Source organism: Streptomyces sp., from assembly GCF_035645055.1.
In the GTDB taxonomy this organism is placed as follows: Bacteria; Actinomycetota; Actinomycetes; order Streptomycetales; family Streptomycetaceae; genus Streptomyces.
The window spans coordinates 24,700-44,983 of sequence record NZ_DASQNH010000104.1; the positions used below are offsets into that span (position 1 = coordinate 24,700).

Genomic DNA, 20,284 nt, shown 5'->3' on the forward strand with positions numbered 1-20,284 from the left:
CGTGTGGTCCGTGGCCGCTTCAGGGGTTCCGGCCGGGAAAGCGGGCAGGCACTGTAGGAGGGAACACCCAGGTGACCCCTAGGCGGTGACAGGCGCATGGCACTGGGTACGGCCACGGACACCCCCGAGTTGCGGTTCGACGCCGGGCGGAGCTGTCTCGACCTGCTGGCGACCACGCATCCGGGCGAACGGCTGGACTCGGTGGACGTGCTGCGCGCCTGGATCACCGGGGCCGGACTGGTGCCGCCGGGCACCCCGCTCGGGCACGCGGACGCCTCCTGGCTGCTGTGTTTCCGCGAACTGCGCGCCCGGATCGATCCGTTGGTGCGCGGGGCGCTGCGGCCCGCAGGGAACGGAACCGGGTACGACCGCGCGCTCGCCCGCCTCAACGAGACAGCCCGCGCCGCGCCGCCGGCCCCGCGCGCGGTGCGCGCCGAGGACGGCACGCTCGTGCGGCGGCTGGACCGCCCGCCCGAATGTCCCGCGCTGCTCGCGGCGGTCGCCCGGGACGCCGTGGAACTGCTCACCGACCCCGCCGCGCGGGCCTGTCTGCGGCAGTGCGCGGGCGACAACTGCCCGATCGTCTACCTCGACACCTCGCGCGGGCGGCGCAGGCGCTGGTGCTCCAGCGAGGTGTGCGGGAACCGCGAGCGGGTGGCGCGGCACCGGCGCCGGGCCGCGCTCACCAGTGCCCCGCTGCCGGAGTGACGCACGTGACACGGACCCCCGCGGGGCCAACACGGCCCTCCCCGCCCGCCCTTGACCGCGTGGGGGAAATGTAGAGGCCGTAGGGGGGAATTGCGGCGGCATGTCCGCCTCGTCGCGGCACCGCGCAGAAATCTGTCGCCCCGCTTTGAACACCCCACGCGTCGCGTGCGTACCCGTCGTTGAGCGACCGGCTGGGGGAACCCCCGGACATCGGAGGTGGGCGTGCGCAAGGATTCCGTCGTGGCCAAGGAACGTGGAACGAGGGCCCGACATCGCATGTCCGCGCAGCCCTCGGAGCCCGACGAGGAGCTGATGCGCGCGCTGTACCGGGAGCACGCCGGACCCCTGCTCGCCTATGTGCTGCGCCTGGTCGCCGGAGACCGGCAGCGCGCCGAGGACGTCGTGCAGGAAACGCTCATCCGTGCCTGGAAGAACGCCGGTCAGCTCAACCGAGCGACCGGATCGGTACGCCCCTGGCTGGTGACGGTCGCCCGGCGCATCGTCATCGACGGCCACCGCAGCCGGCAGGCCCGGCCGCAGGAGGTCGACCCGTCGCCGCTGGAGGTCATCCCCGCGGAGGACGAGATCGACAAGGCGCTGTGGCTGATGACGCTGTCGGACGCGCTCGACGACCTGACCCCGGCACACCGGGAGGTGCTCGTCGAGACGTACTTCAAGGGGCGTACCGTCAATGAGGCGGCTCAGACCCTGGGGATACCGAGTGGCACCGTGCGCTCCCGGGTCTTCTACGCACTGCGTTCGATGAAGCTGGCACTGGAGGAGCGGGGGGTGACGGCGTGATGAGTGGGTACGGGGGATACGGCGCGGGGGGTCCGGGTATGTCTGGCCCCATGCAGGGATCTCAGGGGCCACAGGGACCCACGGGCCCGAACGAACACGAGACCGTCGGCGCCTACGCCCTCGGGATTCTCGACGACGCCGAAGCAACCGCTTTCGAAGCGCATCTCGCGACCTGCGAGTGGTGCGCCCAGCAGCTCGACGAGCTGGCCGGGATGGAGCCGATGCTCGCGGCGCTCGCCGACCTGCCCGGCGCCGGCACGCCCGCGATTGGCGAGTCCCTCTCCGCCAAGCCCAGCCCACGGCTGGCGGAGAGACTCGTCGACGAGGTCGCCGAGCGCCGCGCGCAGAAGCGCCGGCGCGGTTTCTACATGGTCGCGGCGGCGGCCGCGCTGATCGTCGGCGGACCGTTCGTCGCCGTGGCGACCAGCGGGGGCGACGGCGGCGGCGGCCGGCCGGTCTCCGCCCACGCCACCAGCCCCGCCAAGGCGTCCTTCGACGAGATCGACGACAAGGTCACCGCCACCGACCCCGGCACCCAGGTCAGCGCGACCGTGGCGCTGGAGAAGAAGGCCTGGGGCACCCACGCGGTCCTGGAGCTGAAGAACGTCAAGGGCCCGCTGAAGTGCTCCCTGATCGCCGTCGGCAAGAACGGCGAACGCGAGACGGTCACCTCCTGGTCGGTGCCGGACTGGGGCTACGGCATCCCGGGCGCCACCACCGACCAGGCCAAGCAGCCGCTGTACGTGCACGGCGGCGCCGCGTTCACGCCGGAGGAGATCGACCACTTCGAGGTCATGACCTTCGAGGGCAAGCGGTTGGTGGAGGTGGACGCGTAACACCGGGTGCGGCTGGTCGCCGGTCCGCGCAGGTGCGCCCCCCCAGGGGCGCGCGGGGCTGTAGGGATGTGCGGCTCCGCCGCGCGGGCGCGACCAGCCACGACACACCCGCGCCCGCCGCCGGACGGAACCCCCCTCCTCGGTAGGCGCCCCCGTAGCCGAAGGCCACCCCCTTCGCGTACGGTGGACGGCTGCCCAGCACGTCAGAAGGGGGCCCGGTGGCCGCACAGGCTCAGCAGACTTCCGCGGTCGACCCGGTTCAGGACACCGGTCACGACTCCGTACGCGATCGCGAGATCTGCGTCGAACAGGAGCACCTGGACAAGGTGTACCGCCGCCTGGAGGAGAAGATCCACGAGGCGGAGTTCCTCATGCAGGACGCGGCCCGCCGCGGCCAGGTCGGCACGCCCGGCGCGCTCGCCGAGCGGGACGCGCAGGTCTTCCGCGCGGGCGTCCACCTCAACCGGCTGAACAACGAGTTCGAGGACTTCCTGTTCGGCCGGATCGACCTGCTGCTCGGGAAGGACGGCAAGAAGGGTCCCGACGGCGCGTACACCTCGGTGGAGCCCGCCGAGGGGGCGGTACGCCACGACAACACCGCCGACATCGCCGAGACCCTGCACATCGGCCGGATCGGCGTTCTCGACGAGGACTACTCCCCGCTGGTCATCGACTGGCGGGCCCCGGCCGCCGCGCCCTTCTACCGGTCCACCCCCCTGGAGCCGGGGCGGGTCGTACGCCGCCGCGTCATCCGCTCCAAGGGCCGCAGGGTGCTCGGTGTCGAGGACGACCTGATGCGCCCCGAGCTGAAGGCGTTCCTGGACGGGCACGAGCTGCCGGTGATCGGCGACGGCGCCCTGATGGCCGCGCTCGGCCAGGCCCGCAGCCACACCATGCGGGACATCGTCGCCTCCATCCAGGCCGAGCAGGACCTGGTGATCCGCGCCCCCGCCGCCTCGGTGACGTACGTGGAGGGCGGCCCGGGAACGGGGAAGACCGCCGTCGCGCTGCACCGCGCCGCCTACCTGCTCTACCAGGACCGGCGCCGGTACGCGGGCGGCATCCTGATCGTCTCGCCGACCCCGCTGCTGGTGGCGTACACCGAGGGCGTGCTGCCCTCGCTGGGCGAGGAGGGCCAGGTCGCGATCCGCGCCATCGGCTCCCTCGCCGTGGACGCCGTCGGCGCCGAGGCGACCGTGTACGACTCCCCGGCCGTGGCCCGCGCCAAGGGCTCCTCCCGCATGCTCAAGGTGCTGCGGAAGGCCGCGCGCGGCGCGCTGGAACGGAACGATTCGCCCGACCGGCTCCGGGTCGTCGCCTTCGGCCGGCGGCTGGAGCTGGAGGCCGAGGAGCTGGGCCGGATCCGCCAGGCCGCCCTCGGCGGCACGGCGCCCGTCAACCTGCTCCGCCCGCGCGCCCGCAAGCTGCTGCTCGACGCCCTGTGGCAGAAGTCGGGCGCCGCCGGCCGGCACACCGATCCGGAGCTGGCCGCCGAGCTGCGCTCCTCCTTCGACGAGGACGTGACGAGCGAGGACTCCTTCATCGGCTTCCTCGACGCCTGGTGGCCGGAGCTGACCCCGGCCGGCGTGCTGGCCGCGATGGCCGACGAGAAGCGGCTGGGCCGCTGGTCCCGGCGGGTGCTGAACCCCGGCGAGGTCCGCAAGGTCGCCCGCTCCCTGCGGCGGGACGGTCACTCCGTGCACGACATCGCGCTCCTCGACGAGCTGAACGCCCTCCTCGGCGCCCCGGCCCGCCCCCGGAAGAAGCGCGAGCTGGACCCGCTGGACCAGCTCACCGGCCTGGAGGAGCTGATGCCGGTGCGCGAGGAGTCGCAGCGCGAGCGCGCCGAGCGGCTGGCGCAGGAGCGGGTGGAGTACGCGCACATCATCGTCGACGAGGCGCAGGACCTCACGCCGATGCAGTGGCGCATGGTCGGCCGCCGCGGCCGGCACGCCACCTGGACGGTCGTCGGCGACCCGGCGCAGTCGTCCTGGTCCGACCCGGACGAGGCGGCCGCGGCCCGTGACGAGGCCCTGGGCACCCGCCCGCGCCGCCGCTTCCGGCTCACCGTGAACTACCGCAACCCGGCCGAGATCGCCGAGCTGGCGGCGAAGGTGCTGGCGCTGGCGATGCCGGGCTCACAGTCGCCGTCGGCCGTGCGCTCGACGGGCGTGGAGCCGCGCTTCACGGTCGTACGGGAGTCACTGGGGGAGACCGTCCGCGAGGAGGCGGCGCGGCTGCTGGAGCGGGTCGACGGCACGATCGGCGTGGTCGTCGCCATGAACCGGCGCGAGGAGGCGCGGCGCTGGCTGGCCGGGCTCGGCGACCGGGTGGTGGCGCTCGGCAGCCTGGAGGCGAAGGGCCTGGAGTACGACGCGACGGTGGTCGTCTCCCCGGCGGAGATCGCCGACGAGTCCCCGGCGGGCCTCAGGGTGCTCTACGTGGCCCTGACCCGGGCCACCCAGCAGCTGACGGTGGTCTCCGGGGAGCGCGACGAGCCGGACGCGACGGGGGTGCCGGACCTGCTCCGGGACTGAGCCTGTGGTGGGCGCGGAGTGTTTTCCCCGCGAGGGGAATGGCCGTCCGGGATCGTTTGTTAGCCTGGATGTGACACCGGCCCGATCCAAGCCCCCGGGCCCAACCTTCGTCGCTACGAGCGACCACTTGCCGCGAGGCGAGCATGGCGGGTCGGTGTCATGAACGTACGAAGAGGCCCACGTCCGATGTGACGTGGGCCTCTTTGTTGCCCTGGCACTGGCTGATCGATTCTCGTATCGTGGAAGATGTTTTCCGAAAGTCGCGTCGCCCTGTGAACAAAACGTCCGCAATCCGGGGTGACTACTGCCTACTCGTTGGTAGGTGCGACGATCGGACGGCACAACTTCGCGACACGGTGAAAGCAGAGGAAGTCGGCCATGGCAACGGCGCCCAGCGTCTCCTACTCGATGACCATCCGGCTGGAGGTGCCCGCGAGCGGAACCGCCGTCTCGCAGCTCACCACCGCCGTGGAGTCCTCCGGAGGCTCGGTGACCGGCCTCGACGTCACCGCGTCCGGCCACGAGAAGCTCCGTATCGACGTGACGATCGCCGCCACGTCGACCGCGCACGCCGACCAGATCGTCGAGCAGCTGCGCGGCATCGAGGGCGTCACGCTCGGCAAGGTTTCCGACCGTACGTTCCTGATGCACCTCGGCGGCAAGATCGAGATGGCGTCGAAACACCCCATCCGCAACCGTGACGACCTCTCCATGGTCTACACGCCGGGCGTGGCCCGCGTCTGCATGGCGATCGCCGAGAACCCCGAGGACGCCCGCCGCCTCACCATCAAGCGCAACTCCGTTGCGGTCGTGACGGACGGTTCCGCCGTGCTGGGCCTGGGCAACATCGGCCCCAAGGCCGCGCTGCCCGTCATGGAGGGCAAGGCGGCCCTGTTCAAGCGGTTCGCCGGCATCGACGCCTGGCCGATCTGCCTCGACACCCAGGACACCGACGCCATCGTCGAGATCGTCAAGGCGATCGCCCCCGGCTTCGCCGGCATCAACCTGGAGGACATCTCCGCGCCCCGCTGCTTCGAGATCGAGGCCCGGCTGCGCGAGGCCCTCGACATCCCCGTCTTCCACGACGACCAGCACGGCACCGCGATCGTCGTGCTCGCCGCCCTCACCAACGCACTGCGCGTGGTGGGCAAGGGAGTTGGCGACGTGCGCGTCGTCATGTCCGGCGCCGGCGCGGCCGGTACGGCCATCCTCAAGCTGCTGCTCGCCGCCGGCGTCAAGCACGCCGTCGTCGCCGACATCCACGGCGTGGTGCACGCCGGCCGCGAGGACCTGGTCGACGCCGCCCCCGACTCGGCGCTGCGCTGGATCGCCGACAACACCAACCCCGAGGGCATCACCGGCACCCTCAGGGAGGCCGTGCGCGACGCCGACGTCTTCATCGGCGTCTCCGCCCCGAACGTCCTCGACGGCGACGACGTGGCCGCCATGGCCGACGACGCCATCGTGTTCGCGCTCGCGAACCCCGACCCCGAGGTCGACCCCGCAATCGCCCGCCAGACGGCCGCAGTTGTGGCCACCGGCCGCTCCGACTTCCCGAACCAGATCAACAACGTGCTGGTCTTCCCGGGCGTCTTCCGCGGCCTGCTGGACGCCCAGTCCCGCACGGTGAACACCGAGATGATGCTCGCCGCCGCCAAGGCCCTCGCGGACGTCGTCACCGAGGACGAGCTGAACCCGAACTACATCATCCCGTCCGTCTTCAACGACAAGGTCGCGGGCGCCGTGGCGGGCGCGGTGCGCGACGCGGCGAAGGCGGCGGGCGCCACCGCCTGACCCTCCCGCTGTGAGGATCGCCACGATGCGCCGGGATCACGGCGCGTCGTGGAACCTCGCGGCCCCGGCCGCCCTCTAGGGTGAGCGGGCCGTCGGCCGCCCACTCGGGTGGACGGCCGGTCAGTGGCGCTTTTCGTGTGACTCCCAAGGGTGTTCTCACGACTCCTACGGGTGCCGGATTGGCTTTCCCGCCGCAGGTAGGGGCAGGATGCTCCCCCAAGGACTTCGTCCAGGGGGCACCCCCAAGGCGTCGCGAGTGTCCTACGGCGGACCCGGGTCCGGGGGCCGTCCGAGGGCCCTGGCAGCATCGGCCTCGCTGTGCCCGACAGCGGCTCCGCCGCGTGGCACGCCCCAACAGCAAGAAGAACACGGGAGTAACAACATGAACCGCAGTGAGCTGGTGGCCGCGCTGGCCGACCGCGCCGAGGTGACCCGCAAGGACGCCGACGCCGTGCTGGCCGCGTTCGCCGACGTCGTCGGCGACATCGTCTCCAAGGGCGACGAGAAGGTCACCATCCCCGGCTTCCTGACCTTCGAGCGCACCCACCGTGCCGCTCGCACCGCGCGCAACCCGCAGACCGGCGAGCCGATCCAGATTCCGGCCGGCTACAGCGTGAAGGTCTCCGCGGGCTCCAAGCTGAAGGAAGCCGCCAAGGGCAAGTAAGCCCGCCCGAGCGCCGTTGTGGTGGGCGCCGTGGGCGACTGCCGGCCGCCTCTGGCTGGTCGCGCAGTTCCCCGCGCCCCTTTCGGGGCCTCGTAGCAAACGCCGATGGGGCGGTCACCCGGGAGTCCGGGTGACCGCCCCATCGGCGTTTGCGCTGGTGGGGTCAGCCGAGGGGCTTGCCCGGCAGTTCGACCTTCGCACCCAGTTCCACGAGCTTCTCCATGAAGTTCTCGTAGCCGCGGTTGATCAGCTCGATGCCGTGGACGCGGGACGTGCCCTGGGCGGCCAGGGCCGCGATCAGGTACGAGAAGCCGCCGCGCAGGTCCGGGATGACCAGGTCGGCGCCCTGGAGCCGGGTCGGTCCGGAGACGACCGCGGAGTGCAGGAAGTTGCGCTGGCCGAAGCGGCAGTCGGAGCCGCCCAGGCACTCGCGGTAGAGCTGGATGTGGGCGCCCATCTGGTTCAGCGCGGAGGTGAAGCCGAGCCGGGACTCGTAGACCGTCTCGTGGATGATGGACAGTCCCGTGGCCTGGGTGAGGGCGACGACCAGCGGCTGCTGCCAGTCGGTCTGGAAACCGGGGTGCACGTCCGTCTCCAGGGCGATGGACTTCAACTGCCCGCCCGGGTGCCAGAAGCGGATGCCCTCGTCGTCGATCTCGAAGGCGCCACCCACCTTCCGGTAGGTGTTCAGGAACGTCATCATCGAGCGCTGCAGGGCGCCGCGGACGTAGATGTCGCCCTCGGTGGCCAGCGCCGCGGACGCCCAGGAGGCGGCCTCCAGGCGGTCCGGGAGGGCGCGGTGGGTGTAGCCGCCCAGCTTGTCCACACCGGTGATGCGGATCGTGCGGTCGGTGTCCATCGCGATGATGGCGCCCATCTTCTGCAGGACGCAGATCAGGTCCTCGATCTCCGGCTCGACGGCCGCGTTCGAGAGTTCCGTCACGCCTTCCGCGAGCACCGCGGTCAGCAGCACCTGCTCGGTCGCGCCGACGGACGGGTACGGCAGCCGGATCTTGGTGCCGCGCAGCCGCTGCGGGGCCTCCAGGTACTGGCCGTCGGCCCGCTTCTCGATCGTCGCGCCGAACTGGCGCAGCACGTCGAAGTGGAAGTCGATGGGCCGCCCGCCGATGTCGCAGCCGCCCAGGCCCGGGATGAAGGCGTGGCCGAGGCGGTGCAGGAGCGGGCCGCAGAAGAGGATCGGGATGCGGCTGGAACCGGCGTGGGCATCGATGTCAGCCACGTTGGCGCTCTCGACGTGCGTCGGGTCGAGCACCAGCTCGCCCGGCTCCTCGCCCGGCCGGACCGTCACCCCGTGCAGCTGCAGCAGCCCGCGGACGACGCGCACGTCGCGGATGTCCGGAACGTTGCGCAGCCGGCTGGGAGCGCTGCCCAGCAGCGCGGCGACCATGGCCTTCGGCACGAGGTTCTTCGCGCCGCGGACACGGATCTCGCCCTGCAGCGGGGTTCCGCCGTGGACAAGCAGGACATCGTCGTTGACGGTCATGAATCTCGCGTTCCGTTGGAGTGGGAGGCAGGGCAGGAGAGACAGAGTAATCGCCGCGGACCCCACTCCTGTAAGCCCAAGTGCCGCCCCGGTACGTCATAGCTGTGTCACAACACGAACCGTTCCCCGCCGGGCACATGGGGTCACCGGCGCGGTGGGGCGCGGGCGGCCGGGGCAGGGACCCCGGGGGCCGTGGACGCCACCGTGCGCGCGGGGCGCGCCGGTGCGCCCTGGCTGCCCTCATCCGGGCGTCCGGATTGCCTCCCCACGCAGGGGGAAGATGCGGGATCATGTCTGGCATGACCGAGGTGTCCTCGCTCACAGGGCGGCTGCTCGTGGCCACGCCCGCCCTGGCGGACCCGAACTTCGACCGTGCGGTGGTGCTCCTTCTCGACCACGACGAGGAGGGCTCCCTCGGTGTCGTCCTCAACCGTCCGACGCCGGTGGGCGTGGGCGACATCCTGGAGGGCTGGGCGGACCTGGCCGGCGAGCCCGGTGTGGTCTTCCAGGGCGGCCCGGTGTCACTGGACTCGGCCCTCGGGGTCGCCGTCGTCCCGGGCGGGGCCTCCGGGGACGCCGCCCCACTGGGCTGGCGCCGGGTGCACGGGGCGATCGGCCTGGTCGACCTGGAGGCGCCGCCGGAGCTGCTCGCCTCCGCTCTCGGCTCGCTGCGGATCTTCGCCGGGTACGCGGGCTGGGGCCCCGGCCAGCTGGAGGACGAGCTGGTGGAGGGCGCCTGGTACGTGGTCGAGTCGGAGCCGGGGGACGTGTCCTCCCCTGCCCCGGAGAGACTCTGGCGGGAGGTGCTGCGCCGCCAGCGCAACGAACTGGCGATGGTGGCCACGTATCCGGACGACCCGTCGCTCAACTGAAGCATGTGAGCTTCAGTACTCTTGGGTTCCATGAGCACTCTCGAGCCCGAGCGCGGGACTGGTACGGGGACCCTCGTAGAGCCGACGCCGCAGGTGTCGCACGGCGACGGTGATCACGAGCGCTTCGCCCACTACGTCCAGAAGGACAAGATCATGGCGAGCGCCCTCGACGGCACCCCCGTCGTGGCGCTGTGCGGCAAGGTGTGGGTGCCGGGCCGCGACCCGAAGAAGTACCCCGTGTGTCCCATGTGCAAGGAGATCTACGAGTCCATGGGCGCCGGTGGCGACGACAAGGGCAAGGGCAAGGGCGACAAGTAACCCGTCCGCCTGGTCCTGCTGACGTTCCGCGAGGCCCCCGGGTGCGCTGAGGCGTGCTCCGGGGGCCTTCGTGCGTGTCGACGTGTGTCACGAAGTGGTGGAGACCTCTTGTCGGCATGTTCATGTACTCCTTACCCTCCCTGATGTTGTGCAGAGCGAAACATCCATTGCATATGTTGCAACGCTCGGAGGCTGCTGCATGAAGCTCCCCGCCCGGCTGGCCGTGCTCCTCGCCGTCCTGGCCGCCACCGCCTGCGCCCCACAGACCACCGGCACCTCCGCCTCCGGGGAGGACGAGAAGACCGGCACCCTGCGGGTCTGGCTCTTCCAGGAGGTCGACAACCGGCCCAAGGAACGGGTCGTCGACGCGGTCGTGAACCGCTTCGAGAAGGCCCACGACGGCGTCGAGGTCCAGGTCGAGTACATCCCCGTCGAGACCCGGGCCCAGCGCGTCAAGGCCGCCTTCAACGACCCCGCGTCCGCCCCCGACGTCATCGAGTACGGCAACACCGACACCGCCGGATACGTACGGGACGGCGGACTGGCCGACGTCACCCGGGACGTGACCGCCTGGGACGAGGCGAGGGACACCGACCCGGCCGCCCGGCAGTCGGTGACGGTCGATGGCAAGGTCTACGGCGCCCCGTTCTTCGTCGGCGTCCGCGCGCTCTACTACCGCACGGACGTCTTCGCCGGCCTCGGTCTCGAAGTGCCCAGGACCCTGGACGAGCTGGCCGGCACAGCGCGGCGGATCCGGGCCGCCCGGCCGGATCTGTACGGTCTCGTCGTCGGCGGCGCGTACACCTACGGCGCCCTGCCGTTCCTCTGGGCCCACGGCGGCGAACTCGCCGCCGGCACGGGCGGCTCGTACACCGCCGCCGTCGACAGCCCCGCCGCGCGGCGCGGCATCACGGCCTACACCTCCCTCTTCGGCGACCACAACTGCCCCGCCGCCAAGTGCGCCGGCATGACCGGCAACGACACGATCACCGCCTTCGCCGCCGGCAAGGCGGGCATGGCGATCGGCGGGGACTTCAGCCACGCGGCCGTCGAGGCGGGCGCCGTCAAGGGCAAGTACGCCGTCGTACCGCTCCCCGGAGTGAAATCCGGGGAGATCGCGCCCGCCTTCGCGGGCGGCAACAACATCGGCGTCCTGAAGAGCACCTCGCACCGCACCCTCGCCGTCGACCTGATGAAACGGCTCGCGTCCAAGCGGACCCAGGGCGAACTCTTCGACGCGATGGGCTTCCTGCCGACCTTCACCGACGTACGGCGGGAGGCGGCGGCCAGGGAGCCGTTCGTGAAGCCCTTCGTGGCGACGCTGGCCGCCGGGGCGAAGTTCGTGCCCGTCTCGCCCGCCTGGGCGCGGATCGACTCCTCGCTGGTGCTGCCGACGATGTTCCAGGAGATCGTCAGCGGGCGGAAGGACGTGGGGGCCGCGTCCCGGGACGCGGCGAAGAGGATGAACGACGCGTTCGGCTCCGCGGGGTGAGGGGTGTGCCTACGGCGGTGGGGGGTGCTGTGCGTCGGCGCGTGCGGCCCCGCAGTGGCTCGTCGCGCAGTTCCGCGCGTCCCTGGGCGGGTGGGAGCGTGCCGTGGCTGTATCTGGCGCCCGCGCTCGTGGTTCTCGGTGGGTTGCTCGTCTACCCCGTCTGCCAGCTCGGGCTGATTTCGCTGCTGGAGTACACGCAGGCGCAGGTCAGTGGAGGGGAGCCGACCTCCTTCCGGGGGCTGGGCAACTACCGCGCCCTGTTCCGCGACGAGCAGTTCTGGCGCGTGCTGCTGGCGACCGTGCTGTTCGCCGCCGCCTGTGTGGTGTGCACGCTCGCCGTGGGCTGTGCGCTCGCCGTGCTGCTCACCCGGGTGCGGGCGCTGCCCCGGCTGGTGCTGATGCTGGCCGCGCTGGGGGCGTGGGCCACCCCGGCGGTGACCGGGTCGACGGTGTGGCTGCTGCTGTTCGACCCGGACTTCGGGCCGGTGAACCGGGTGCTCGGGCTCGGCGGCCACTCCTGGACGTACGGCCGCTACAGCGCGTTCCTGCTGGTGCTGCTCGAAGTGGTGTGGTGTTCCTTCCCGTTCGTGATGGTGACGGTGTACGCGGGCATCCGCGCGGTGCCGTCCGAGGTGCTGGAGGCCGCCGCGCTGGACGGTGCCTCCCAGTGGCGGATCTGGCGGTCGGTGCTCGCGCCGATGCTCCGGCCGATCCTGGCGATCGTGACCATCCAGTCGGTCATCTGGGACTTCAAGGTCTTCACCCAGATCTACGTGATGACGAACGGCGGCGGTATCGCCGGGCAGAACCTGGTGCTCAACGTCTACGCCTACCAGCGGGCGTTCGCCTCCTCCGAGTACAGCCTCGGTTCGGCGATCGGCGTGGTGATGCTGCTGATCCTGCTCGCGGTGACGCTCGGGTATCTGCGGCTGCTGCGCGGGCAGGGGGAGAAGCTGTGAATTCCGCGAGAGTTCTCGTACGCGTACGGCGTCCCTGGCGGCTGGCCGCCGAGGCGTCGGCGCTGCTGGTGGCGGCCGTGGTGGCGTTCCCGCTGTACTGGATGGTGCTGAGCGCCTTCCGGCCGGCCGGGGAGATCGAGTCGAGCGAGCCGCGTCCCTGGACGCTCGCGCCCTCGCTGGATTCCTTCCGGCGGGTCTTCGGACAGCAGGAATTCGGCCGTTACTTCCTCAACAGTCTGCTCGTCGCCGGCACCGTGGTGATCGCCTCGGCGTTGATCGCGTTTCTCGCGGCGACCGCCGTGACACGATTCCGGTTCCGCTTCCGGACCACCTTGCTGATCATGTTTCTGGTGGCCCAGATGGTGCCCGTGGAAGCGCTCACCATCCCCCTGTTCTTCCTCATGCGGGACGCCGGTCAGTTGAACACTCTCGGGTCACTGATCCTGCCCCACATCGCCTTCTCGCTGCCGTTCGCGATCTGGATGCTGCGGGGGTTTGTGAAGGCGGTCCCGGAGGCGCTGGAGGAGGCCGCGTACATCGACGGGGCGAGCCGGGCGCGATTCATGTGGCGGATTCTTTTCCCGCTCGTCTTCCCGGGGCTCGTGGCCACCAGTGTGTTCTCCTTCATCTCGGCCTGGAACGACTTCCTGTTCGCCAAGTCGTTCATCATCAGCGACACCTCGCAGTCGACGCTGCCGATGGCCCTGCTGGTCTTCTACAAGCCGGACGATCCCGACTGGGGCGGCGTGATGGCGGCGTCCACGGTGATGACGATTCCGGTGCTGATCTTCTTCGTACTCGTACAGCGACGGCTGGTCTCCGGACTGGGCGGAGCGGTGAAGGACTGACATGGGCTTCGAGGATCTGATCCCGGCTCCCCGTAAGGGCCGCTGGGTGCCGCCCGCGCGGGGGGCGTTCCCGCTGGACGAGGAGACCGTGCTGCGCGCGGAGCCCGGCACCGAGGGGGTGGCGCGCTGGCTGCGGGGCACCGTGGGCGCCGCCACCGGACTGCCGTTCGCCGAGGGCCGCGACGACAACGGCATCGTGCTGCGCGTGGACCCGGAGCTGGCACCCGAGGCGTACCGCCTGGTCGTCGACGGGCACGCGATCCGCGTCGACGGCGGCAGCGCGGCCGGTGTCTTCTGGGGCGCGCAGACCTTCCGTCAGCTGCTGGGCCCCGACGCCTTCCGGCGGGCGCCGGTCGATCCGGCTCGCCGGGAGTGGGACGTGCCCATGGTCGTGATCGAGGACGCCCCCCGTTTCCGCTGGCGCGGCCTGATGCTCGACGTCGCCCGGCACTTTCTGCCGAAGGACGGTGTGCTGCGCTACCTCGATCTGATGGCCGCGCACAAACTCAACGTCCTCCACTTCCACTTGACCGACGACCAGGGCTGGCGGATCGAGATCCGCGAGTACCCCCGGCTGACCGAGGTCGGCGCCTGGCGGGCGCGGACGAAATTCGGTCACCGGGCCTCACCGCTGTGGGAGGAGAAGCCGCACGGTGGCCACTACACCCAGGACGACATCCGGGAGATCGTCGCCTACGCCGCCGAGCGGCATATCACCGTCGTCCCGGAAATCGACGTGCCGGGCCACTCGCAGGCCGCCATCGCCGCGTATCCGGAACTCGGGAACACCGATGTCATCGACACCACCGCGCTCTCCGTCTGGGACGACTGGGGGATCTCTCCCCACGTCCTCGCCCCCACCGACAACACCCTGCGCTTCTACGAAGGGGTCTTCGAGGAAGTGCTGGAGCTGTTCCCCTCGCGGTTCATTCATGTCGGGGGTGACGAATGCCCCAAGGACCAGTGGCGGCGGTCGGCCGTCGCGCGGGCGCGCGTGAAGGAACTCGGGCTGGCCGGGGAGGAGGGGCTCCAGGCGTGGTTCATCGGCCATTTCGACCGGTGGCTGACCGCGCGGGGGCGCCGGCTCATCGGCTGGGACGAGATCCTGGAGGGCGGACTCGCGCCGGGGGCGGCCGTGTCGTCGTGGCGCGGCTACGCGGGCGGGGTGACGGCCGCGCGCGCGGGACATGACGTGGTCATGTGCCCGGAGCAGCACGTCTACCTGGACCACCGGCAGGACGCGGGCGCCGACGAGCCGGTCCCCATCGGGTACGTCCGCACCCTGGAGGACGTCTTCCGGTTCGAGCCGGTCCCCCCGGAGTTGACGCCCGAGGAGGCCCGGCATGTGCTGGGCACCCAGGCCAACGTGTGGACCGAGGTGATGGAGGACGCCGCGCGCGTGGACTACCAGGCCTTCCCGAGGCTCGCCGCCTTCGCCGAGGTCGCCTGGAGCACGCTGCCCGCCCCGCCCGAGCGGGACTTCGCCGGTTTCGAGCGGCGGATGACCGCCCACTACCGGCGGCTCGACGCCCTCGGCGTGGCCTACCGGCCGCCCACCGGGCCGCGGCCGTGGCAACGGCGGCCGGGCGTGCTCGGGCGCCCGATCGACGGCCCGCCTCCCAACAGGTAGCCGCCCGGCCCCGCCCGGGCTCCCGAACAGGTGGGCGGCCCGCCCCGAACAGCAGACGGGCCGCCCCGAACAGATAAATGGGAAAACGCCGACGGCTTCACCGAAGAGGGGCAATTCGCGCACACCGGATCAGCTGCCTGAAAACGGGGCATCTCCCTGGTGAGGTGGGCGAATGCCTCCTAGCGGACCCCCGCGTTCGGGCCCTGCGAAGATGTGCCAGAGTTGCCACGTCCGCCCTGTCAGCACGTACCGTACGGCAGCACAGGCGGGACCAGGTGGGCAGCGGGAAGGGGCAGCCGGTTTGACCACGCACGCACCGCAGGCGGCGCAGGCCGTCACCCTGCCCGCCACACTCGACGAGGCCGTGGCGGCGCTCAGCGCGATGCCCGCCGCGGTCCCGGTGGCGGGCGGCACCGACCTGATGACCGCCGTCAACTCCGGTCAGCTCAGGCCCGCCGGACTGGTCGGCCTCGGCCGGATCAGCGAGATCCGCGGCTGGCAGTACCTGGACGGTCACGCCCTGCTCGGCGCGGGCCTCACGCACGCGCGCATGGGCCGCCCCGACTTCGCCGCCCTCATCCCCGCGCTCGCCGCCGCCGCGCGCGCCGCGGGCCCGCCGCACATCCGCAACGCGGGCACCCTGGGCGGCAACATCGCCTCCGCCGCCCCCACCGGCGACGCGCTGCCGGTGCTGGCCGCCCTGGAGGCGACCCTGATCATCGCCGGTCCGGGCGGGGCCCGCCGGGAGATCCCGGTGTCGCACCTGCTGGCCGGGATGGACATGCTGCGCGGCGGGGAACTCATCGGCTACGTGCGCGTGCCGCTGCTGCACGCCCCGCAGGTCTTCCTGAAGGCGACCGGCCGCACCGGCCCCGGCCGGGCCGTCGCCTCCGTCGCCCTGGTCCTCGACCCCGCGCGGCGCGGAGTCCGTTGCGCCGTGGGCGCCATAGCGCCGATGCCGCTGCGGCCCCTGGAGGCCGAGCAGTGGGTCGCCCAGCTCATCGACTGGGACAACGACCGGGCGATCGTGCCCGAGGCGCTGCGGGCCTTCGGCGAGTACGTCGCCGCGGCCTGCATCCCCGATCCGGCACCCACCGAGGACGGCACCGTCCAGCCGCTGCCGCCCGCCGTACTGCACCTGCGGCGCACCGTCGCCGCGCTGGCCCGACGAGCACTGGGGAGGGCGCTGTCGTGACCGACGACCAGCACGGAGACCGGCACGGACAGGGCGCCCCCCAGGGCGGCGGCCGCTGGGACCCGCTGCCCCAGGGTGACTACGACGACGGCGCCACCGCGTTCGTGAAGCTCCCCGAAGGCGGCATCGACGCGCTGCTCGCCTCCTCCGAGAGCCCGCTCGCCGCACCCGGGCACGGCTATGTGCCGCCGCCCATAACGGTCACCCCGGCCACCACCGCGGGCACCGACCCGGCGGCCACCGGCACCTGGAGCATGCCCGCGGTCGGCGCCCAGTGGCCCGACCCGAACACGGCGCGGCAGCAGGACGCCGGGCACGACCGGTTCACGTACGACCCCGGGGCGACCGGGCAGTGGACGTACGAGACGTACGAGGACACGGCCGGGACCGCTCCGGCGGCCGCGGCGCCGTCCGCACCCGGCCACGACGTCACCGGCCAGTGGTCGATCCCCGTCGCGGGGGGCGACCTTCCGGACGAGTCCGGCGAGTTCACCACCTCCGCCCTGGTCGAGCAGTGGGGCGGCACCCCGCCCGCGACCCTGCCCGGCGGCGCCCCCGCGCCCTGGGCGACGGAAGGCGCGGGGCAGGCGTGGGCCCGCCAGGCCACGGGACCGCAGCCCGGGCCGGCGCCGCACGAGCCGGAGCTGCCCGAGCAGGCCTACGGCGAGCGGACCCACCCGGAGCAGAACCACCCCGAGTCCGCGCACCCGGAGTTCGCGCACCCGGAGCCGACACCCGCGCAGGGGACGTACGCCGCGGAGCCCGTGGAGCCCGTGGAGCCCATGGCGGCCACGGAGGCCGTGGAGGCGGCTTCCGGGGCCGTTAAGGCTTCCGAGGATGCCGAAGGCCCCCGAGGCGCCGTGGAGGCCTCCACGGGCGCCGAGGGCCCGGCTGAGGGCTCTGCGGAGGCGCCCCCGGAGGCCGGACGGGCGGCGGAAGCCGAGGAGCGGCCGGAGGCCGCGTCCGCGGAGGACACCCCGTCGTCCGCCGAGCCCGACGCCGCGGCGCGGGACCGGGCAGCCGGACAGGATTCCGCCGGGCCCGCCGAGGAACCCCCCGCCCCGCCGCACGACGAACACCCCCTCGCCTCCTACGTGCTGCGCGTCAACGGCAGCGACCGGCCCGTCACCGACGCGTGGATCGGCGAGTCGCTGCTGTACGTGCTGCGCGAACGGCTCGGCCTCGCGGGCGCCAAGGACGGCTGCTCGCAGGGCGAGTGCGGAGCGTGCAACGTCCAGGTCGACGGGCGGCTCGTGGCCTCCTGTCTGGTGCCCGCCGTGACCGCCGCCGGCAGCGAGGTGCGCACCGTCGAGGGCCTGGCCGTCGACGGGCAGCCCTCGGACGTGCAGCGGGCGCTCGCCCGGTGCGGCGCGGTGCAGTGCGGGTTCTGCGTGCCCGGCATGGCGATGACCGTGCACGACCTGCTGGAGGGCAACCCGGCACCGACCGAGCTGGAGACCCGCCAGGCGCTGTGCGGCAACCTGTGCCGCTGCTCCGGCTACCGGGCCGTCGTCGACGCCGTCCAGGAGGTCGTCGCCGAGCGCGACGCGCACACCGCGGGTGACCCGGGCGAGCCCGGCGCCGACGAGGCCCGTATCCCGCACCAGGCGGGCCCGGGCGCCGGCGGCGTCCACCCCTCGGCGTTCGAGCCGCGCGAGAAGCCGCACAACCAGCAGCAGAACCAGCCGTACGACCCGCAGGACGGAGGCCAGGCGTGAGCAACGAAGCCGCCACCGCGACCACCGCCACCGCGGCCGGCACCGCGGAGGGCGGCCCCGCCCCGGAGCCGATCCCGCACGGCCTCGGCTCTTCCCTGCCCGCCGCCGACGCGCGCGCGAAGACCGAGGGCACCTTCCCGTACGCGGCCGACCTGTGGGCCGAGGGCCTGCTGTGGGCGGCCGTGCTGCGCGCCCCGCACGCGCGCGCGAGGATCACGTCCATCGACACCACGCACGCGCGCGCGATGCCCGGCGTCCGCGCGGTCGTCACCCACGAGGACGTGCCCGGCAGCCCGCTGTACGGCCGGGGCAAGGCCGACCGCCCGGTCTTCGCCTCCGAGGTCGTCCGCCACCACGGCGAGCCCATCGCCGCCGTCGCCGCCGACCACCCGGACACCGCGCGGATGGCCGCCGCGGCCGTCATCGTCGAGTACGAGCTGCTCGACCCGGTGACCGACCCGGAGCAGGCCTTCGAGGCCGAGCCGCTGCACCCCGACGGCAATCTGATCCGGCACATCCCGCTGCGCCACGGCGACCCGGAGGCGGCCGGCGAGGTCGTCGTCGAGGGCCTGTACCGCATCGGCCGCCAGGACCCCGCGCCCATCGGAGCCGAGGCGGGCCTCGCCGTGCCGCGCCCGGACGGCGGCGTCGAGCTGTACGTGGCCTCCACCGACCCGCACGGCGACCGCGACACGGCCGCCGCCGCCTTCGGCCTGGAGCCCGAGCGCGTCAAGGTCGTCGTCACCGGCGTTCCCGGCGCCACCGCCGACCGCGAGGACCAGGGCTTCCAGCTGCCGCTCGGGCTGCTCGCCCTGAAGACCGGCTGCCCGGTGAAACTGACCGCCACGCGGGAGGAGTCCTTCCTGGGCCACGTCCACCGGCACCCCACCCTGCTGCGCTACCGCCACCACGCGGACGCCGAGGGCCGGCTGGTGAAGGTCGAGGCGCAGATCCTGCTGGACGCGGGCGCGTACGCGGACACCTCGGCGGACGCGCTGGCGGCGGCCGTGTCGTTCGCCTGCGGCCCCTACGTCGTCCCCAACGCCTTCATCGAGGGCTGGGCCGTGCGCACCAACAACCCGCCCTCCGGCCATGTGCGCGGCGAGGGCGCGATGCAGGTCTGCGCGGCGTACGAGGCGCAGATGGACAAGCTCGCCAAGAAGCTCGGCATCGAACCGGCGGAGCTGCGGCTGCGCAACGTCATGGCGACCGGCGACGTGCTGCCCACCGGCCAGACCGTGACCTGTCCCGCGCCGGTCGCCGAACTCCTCCAGGCGGTCCGCGACTTCCCGCTCCCGCCGCTGCCGAAGGACACTCCCGAGGAGGAGTGGCTGCTGCCCGGCGGCCCCGAGGGCGCGGGCGAACCGGGCGCCGTGCGGCGGGGCGTGGGGTACGGCCTGGGCATGGTGCACATGCTCGGCGCGGAGGGCGCCGACGAGGTCTCCACGGCCACGGTCAAGGTCCAGGACGGGGTGGCGACCGTGCTCTGCGCGGCCGTCGAGACCGGCCAGGGCTTCACCACCCTGGCCCGGCAGATCGTCCAGGAGATCCTGGGCGTCGACGACGTGCACGTGGCGCCGGTGGACACCGACCAGCCACCTGCCGGGGCGGGCTGCCGGGGCCGTCACACCTGGGTGTCGGGCGGCGCGGTGGAGCGGGCCGCCAAGATGGTCCGCGCCCAGCTGCTCCAGCCGCTGGCCCAGAAGTTCGGCATGTCCACCGAGCTGCTGCAGATCGCCGACGGCAAGATCACCTCGTATGACGGGGTCCTGTCGACCACCGTCACCGAGGCCCTGGACGGCAAGGAGCTGTGGGCGACCGCGCAGTGCCGCCCGCACCCCACCGAGCCGCTGGACGACGCCGGGCAGGGCGATGCCTTCGTGGGCCTCGCCTTCTGCGCGATCCGCGCGGTGGTCGACGTCGACATCGAGCTGGGCGCCGTCCGGGTGGTGGAGCTGGCGGTCGCCCAGGATGTCGGCCGGGTGCTGAACCCCGCCCAGCTGGCGGCCCGGATCGAGGCGGGCGTCACCCAGGGCGTCGGCATCGCGCTCACCGAGAACCTGCGCACCCCGCGCGGGGTGATACGGCACCCCGATCTCACCGGCTACGCCCTGCCGACGGCTCTGGACGCGCCGGACATCCGGATCGTGAAACTGGTCGAGGAGCGGGACGTGGTCGCGCCGTTCGGCGCGAAGGCGGTCAGCGCGGTGCCGGTGGTGGCGTCGCCGGCGGCGATCGCGTCGGCGGTACGGGCGGCGACGGGCCGCCCGGTGAACCGGCTGCCGATCCGGCCGCAGGCGGCGGTCGTGATGGCGCAGTAAGCCCCGGATACGCCGGATTCGGCCTGGTCGGGGGCGTTGTCAGTGGCGCCGCGTAGGGTTCTTCCCATGAGCACGACCGGCGCCGTC

The 20,284-nt window shown here is 72.5% G+C and carries 16 protein-coding genes; 15 read left to right on the forward strand and 1 reads right to left on the reverse strand.

Annotated elements, in window-relative coordinates; genetic code table 11:
* Window positions 1-96: 96 nt before the first annotated feature.
* The 6 genes from VE614_RS33145 to VE614_RS33170 all read left to right on the forward strand — a co-directional run bounded on the left by VE614_RS33145 (window position 97) and on the right by VE614_RS33170 (window position 7,340).
* The gene (locus VE614_RS33145) at window positions 97-708 is read left to right on the forward strand and encodes a CGNR zinc finger domain-containing protein (RefSeq protein WP_324945938.1); all 612 of its coding nucleotides are present in this window, start codon (window positions 97-99) and stop codon (window positions 706-708) included.
* A 276-nt stretch (window positions 709-984) separates the two neighbouring features.
* A complete protein-coding gene (locus VE614_RS33150) occupies window positions 985-1,509 on the forward strand; it encodes a sigma-70 family RNA polymerase sigma factor (protein ID WP_318275539.1) in 525 nt (174 codons plus the stop codon).
* Between the two features lie 50 nt (window positions 1,510-1,559).
* A complete protein-coding gene (locus VE614_RS33155; protein ID WP_324945945.1) occupies window positions 1,560-2,345 on the forward strand; it encodes a zf-HC2 domain-containing protein in 786 nt (261 codons plus the stop codon).
* Window positions 2,346-2,563: 218 nt separating this feature from the next.
* Complete coding sequence (locus VE614_RS33160; protein WP_324945950.1) at window positions 2,564-4,882, forward strand: HelD family protein; 2,319 nt, start codon at window positions 2,564-2,566, stop codon at window positions 4,880-4,882.
* 378 nt (window positions 4,883-5,260) lie between these two features.
* Window positions 5,261-6,676 (forward strand): NAD-dependent malic enzyme, encoded by a 1,416-nt coding sequence (locus VE614_RS33165; RefSeq protein WP_324945953.1) that lies wholly within the window; start codon window positions 5,261-5,263, stop codon window positions 6,674-6,676.
* 382 nt (window positions 6,677-7,058) lie between these two features.
* Window positions 7,059-7,340, forward strand: a complete 282-nt coding sequence (locus VE614_RS33170; protein ID WP_003990598.1) for an HU family DNA-binding protein — start codon at window positions 7,059-7,061, stop codon at window positions 7,338-7,340.
* Between the two features lie 163 nt (window positions 7,341-7,503).
* On the opposite strand, the gene murA is transcribed toward VE614_RS33170, so the two are convergent.
* A complete protein-coding gene (gene murA, locus VE614_RS33175) occupies window positions 7,504-8,844 on the reverse strand; it encodes a UDP-N-acetylglucosamine 1-carboxyvinyltransferase (protein ID WP_324945957.1) in 1,341 nt (446 codons plus the stop codon).
* A 299-nt stretch (window positions 8,845-9,143) separates the two neighbouring features.
* Between murA and VE614_RS33180 the strand changes: the two genes are divergently transcribed.
* The 9 genes from VE614_RS33180 to VE614_RS33220 all read left to right on the forward strand — a co-directional run bounded on the left by VE614_RS33180 (window position 9,144) and on the right by VE614_RS33220 (window position 20,197).
* Window positions 9,144-9,716, forward strand: a complete 573-nt coding sequence (locus VE614_RS33180) for a YqgE/AlgH family protein (RefSeq protein WP_324945960.1) — start codon at window positions 9,144-9,146, stop codon at window positions 9,714-9,716.
* Window positions 9,717-9,746: 30 nt separating this feature from the next.
* A complete protein-coding gene (locus tag VE614_RS33185) occupies window positions 9,747-10,034 on the forward strand; it encodes a DUF3039 domain-containing protein (RefSeq protein WP_274239322.1) in 288 nt (95 codons plus the stop codon).
* A 199-nt stretch (window positions 10,035-10,233) separates the two neighbouring features.
* Entirely contained in the window at window positions 10,234-11,526 is a 1,293-nt protein-coding gene (locus VE614_RS33190) for an extracellular solute-binding protein (RefSeq protein WP_324945966.1), read from the forward strand.
* 41 nt (window positions 11,527-11,567) lie between these two features.
* Entirely contained in the window at window positions 11,568-12,485 is a 918-nt protein-coding gene (locus VE614_RS33195; RefSeq protein ID WP_324945969.1) for a sugar ABC transporter permease, read from the forward strand.
* The gene (locus VE614_RS33200) at window positions 12,482-13,333 is read left to right on the forward strand and encodes a carbohydrate ABC transporter permease (RefSeq protein WP_324945972.1); all 852 of its coding nucleotides are present in this window, start codon (window positions 12,482-12,484) and stop codon (window positions 13,331-13,333) included. Before VE614_RS33195 ends, VE614_RS33200 begins: the two co-directional genes overlap by 4 nt.
* Window position 13,334: 1 nt before the next feature.
* Window positions 13,335-14,963, forward strand: coding sequence for a beta-N-acetylhexosaminidase (locus VE614_RS33205; protein WP_324945975.1), 1,629 nt, complete (start codon window positions 13,335-13,337; stop codon window positions 14,961-14,963).
* A 301-nt stretch (window positions 14,964-15,264) separates the two neighbouring features.
* A complete protein-coding gene (locus VE614_RS33210) occupies window positions 15,265-16,158 on the forward strand; it encodes an FAD binding domain-containing protein (RefSeq protein WP_324945978.1) in 894 nt (297 codons plus the stop codon).
* Entirely contained in the window at window positions 16,155-17,876 is a 1,722-nt protein-coding gene (locus VE614_RS33215) for a 2Fe-2S iron-sulfur cluster-binding protein (RefSeq protein ID WP_324945983.1), read from the forward strand. Before VE614_RS33210 ends, VE614_RS33215 begins: the two co-directional genes overlap by 4 nt.
* Window positions 17,873-20,197 (forward strand): xanthine dehydrogenase family protein molybdopterin-binding subunit, encoded by a 2,325-nt coding sequence (locus VE614_RS33220; protein WP_324945986.1) that lies wholly within the window; start codon window positions 17,873-17,875, stop codon window positions 20,195-20,197. The genes VE614_RS33215 and VE614_RS33220 overlap by 4 nt, the downstream gene beginning before the upstream one ends.
* Window positions 20,198-20,284: the final 87 nt, after the last annotated feature.

Excerpts from the sequence above, each read along its gene's own strand:
- VE614_RS33145 (WP_324945938.1), top strand. The coding sequence starts at position 97 with ATGGCACTGGGTACGGCCACGGACACCCCCGAGTTGCGGTTCGACGCC.
- VE614_RS33150 (WP_318275539.1), top strand. The coding sequence starts at position 985 with ATGTCCGCGCAGCCCTCGGAGCCCGACGAGGAGCTGATGCGCGCGCTG.
- VE614_RS33155 (WP_324945945.1), top strand. The coding sequence starts at position 1,560 with ATGCAGGGATCTCAGGGGCCACAGGGACCCACGGGCCCGAACGAACAC.
- VE614_RS33165 (WP_324945953.1), top strand. The coding sequence starts at position 5,261 with ATGGCAACGGCGCCCAGCGTCTCCTACTCGATGACCATCCGGCTGGAG.
- VE614_RS33170 (WP_003990598.1), top strand. The coding sequence starts at position 7,059 with ATGAACCGCAGTGAGCTGGTGGCCGCGCTGGCCGACCGCGCCGAGGTG.
- murA (WP_324945957.1), bottom strand. The coding sequence starts at position 8,844 with ATGACCGTCAACGACGATGTCCTGCTTGTCCACGGCGGAACCCCGCTG.
- VE614_RS33180 (WP_324945960.1), top strand. The coding sequence starts at position 9,144 with ATGACCGAGGTGTCCTCGCTCACAGGGCGGCTGCTCGTGGCCACGCCC.
- VE614_RS33185 (WP_274239322.1), top strand. The coding sequence starts at position 9,747 with ATGAGCACTCTCGAGCCCGAGCGCGGGACTGGTACGGGGACCCTCGTA.
- VE614_RS33190 (WP_324945966.1), top strand. The coding sequence starts at position 10,234 with ATGAAGCTCCCCGCCCGGCTGGCCGTGCTCCTCGCCGTCCTGGCCGCC.
- VE614_RS33205 (WP_324945975.1), top strand. The coding sequence starts at position 13,335 with ATGGGCTTCGAGGATCTGATCCCGGCTCCCCGTAAGGGCCGCTGGGTG.